Here is a 2,707-nt window from a genome sequence, read left to right on the forward strand (position 1 = left end):
GCCAAGCGCGATCTGCGCGACAAAACCATCGTCAGTTTCCAGCACGTTCTTGAAGACACCATTCCCACCTTGCTGCCGTTTGTGAAGGCAGGCGCCAAGGTCAAGGTTGGCGCATGTAATCCTGATAGTACTGATGATGCGGCCGCGGCCTACCTCGCCGCCCATGGGGTTGAGGTCCATGCCTTTTCCGGCATGACGCCCGATGAATATGCCCAAAGCATCGATATCCTGTCGTCCGAGCCCGCAGACATCATTGCCGATATGGGCGGGGAACTGATCGAGGCGTTTGTCAAAAAAGGCCACAAGGTCGATGGCGCGCTTGAAGCGACCACGACCGGTGTGCACCGGGTTGAGAAGCTTGATTACTCGTTCCCGGTGTTTAACTGGAACGATATCGCGATCAAGGACCGCCTGCATAACCGCCACCACGTGGCACAGGAAATGTGGCCGGTCTTTTCGAATGTGACGGGTCTTGCACTTTATGGGCGCACGGTTCTTGTAATCGGGTTTGGCCCGGTCGGGCGAGGTGTTGCTGAACGGGCGCGCAATCTGGGCGCGGTGGTGTCGGTTGCCGAACGCGATCCGGTCCGCGCGCTTGAGGCGCAGCATCATGGCTGCCGGGTTGTCAGCCTTGAAGACGGCCTGAAAGAAAACGCGATCATTGTGACCGCCACCGGCCTTTCGGGCATTCTGGGTGCTGCACAGATCAAGCAGTGCCGTCGCGGCGCGATCCTGGTCAATGTCGGGCATTCCAATACCGAGATTGATGTCAAATGGCTTGATACCCAGACGCGCACGAAAATGCGCCGCCATATCGAACGGTTCGAGCTGGATAATAGCCGCGAAGTTTATCTGCTTAACCGGGGTAGCTTGCTGAACCTCGCCCCCGGCATGGGGGGATCGGGCAAGGATCTGTTTGATCCGTTCTCGGCCATTCTGATCCGTGGGATCGACTGGCTGGCATCGGGCGGGGCGGCATCATTCAAGCCGGGCTTTTATCCCTATCCGGAAGATGTCGAACGCGAAATTGCCCAAGCGATCCTGCAATCGCACAGCTGATCAATTTCGCTGAACTGACGAATCGCAACGAACCACCCGGTGCGGTCTGGTAACCTTAATGGGTTGATGTCGGGGCGCGCGCAAATATTTGCGCTCAATCGCCCACGGCATCACTCATTAGAGGATGGAGGCCGGTCATGAGAACGATTTCAAAGGTCTTTGTGGGCTTTGTTCTGGTGATGACCGGCATCTGGCTGGTTTCAAACCCCGATCTTTTTGCGGCATCCAGTTTCATCAGCCTTCGCCATTTTATGGTTCAGTATTCGGGCTTCCTTGCGATAAGCATGATGAGCCTGATCTTGTTGCTGTCGGTTCGTCCTGTGTGGCTGACGCGACGGTTGGGCGGGTTGGACAAGGCATATCGCCTGCACAAGTGGCTTGGCATTGCTGTGCTTGTGGTTGCGACCCTGCACTGGGCCTGGCGGATGGCGCCGAAATGGGGTGTTGCGCTTGGCCTTTTGGAACGGGGCCGGCGTGGGCCACGGCCGGATGGGACGGGCCTGCATTGGACGCAATCGCTGTTTAATGAGCAGCGCGGGCTGGCGGAAACAGTTGGGGAGTGGGCGTTTTATATTGCCGTTGCCTTGATCCTGATCGCGTTGATCAAGCGCATCCCGTATCGCTGGTTTGCCAGAACGCATACCGTTCTGGCCGTGATCTATCTTGTGCTGGTTTATCACAGCATCGTTTTGCTTGATTTCGCCAATTGGGCGACGCCGGTCGGCTATGTTTTGGCGGCGATGTTGCTGGTGGGCACGGTGTCATCCATCATTGTTCTGTTTGGCCAAATCGGGGCCGGGCGTCGATCCACCGGCGAGGTGATCGAGGTTGATTATCTTCCGGAAATGAAATCGCTTCAGATCGCGATCAGATCGGATGGCGGGTGGAAAGGTCATCTTGCCGGGCAGTTCGCCTTCGTCCGGTTTGGCAATAGCAATGAAGCGCATCCGTTTACCATTGCATCTGCCTGGCGCGACGGGGTTTCGGGACTGACCATTATCGCCAAGAAACTGGGCGACTATACCAGCACGCTTTACGAAACATTGAAGCCGGGCGACCGGGTGCGGCTTGAGGGGCCTTATGGTACCTTTGTGCTGGATCGGGAAAAACGCCATCAAATCTGGATTTCCGGGGGTATTGGACTGACGCCGTTTGTTGCCTGGCTTGAGGATCTGGTGGCCAATCCGGCAAAGCTTGAGATCGATTTTTATCAGGTGGCCCCGCATTGCGATCCTGAACTGATGGCGCGGATCACCGACCTGGCCGGGCATGCCGGTGTTCGGTTGCGTGAATGGCGCGATGCACGCGACGGCTTCCTGACCGGCGAGAAAATCCGTTCTGATGTGGCCCATTGGCAAGAAGCCCAAGTCTGGTTCTGTGGGCCGCGCCAATTTGGTGAAGATGTCAAAAACGATCTGGTGGCCGCCGGATTGCACAGCGATGCCTTCCATCAGGAGCTGTTTGATTTCAGATAGGAAAACCAGAGTTTGGCGCTGAATAGAGTGCGGGCGGTCCGTTATGGAACCGCCCGCTTTTCGTTTGCTCGTTATCCAGATTGGTTTGGCAATGCCTAGGATTTGTAACCGATCCGAAGGTTGCCCCACTGTTCGCCATTGACCATGATCGGCACGTCGCATTCCTTCATGAA

Annotated in this window: 2 protein-coding genes; both read left to right on the forward strand. The window is 56.6% G+C overall.

The features are described from left to right. On the forward strand, nucleotides 1-1,059 hold a 1,059-nt coding region (locus B3Z49_RS12660), incomplete at its 5' end, for an adenosylhomocysteinase (protein WP_296991380.1). 137 nt (nucleotides 1,060-1,196) lie between these two features. Continuing rightward, nucleotides 1,197-2,534, forward strand: a complete 1,338-nt coding sequence (locus tag B3Z49_RS12665) for a ferredoxin reductase family protein (protein WP_296991383.1) — start codon at nucleotides 1,197-1,199, stop codon at nucleotides 2,532-2,534. Nucleotides 2,535-2,707 lie beyond the last annotated feature (173 nt).

Origin of the sequence: Thalassospira sp. UBA1131 (assembly GCF_002311515.1) — a bacterium.
Classification (GTDB): Bacteria; Pseudomonadota; Alphaproteobacteria; order Rhodospirillales; family Thalassospiraceae; genus Thalassospira.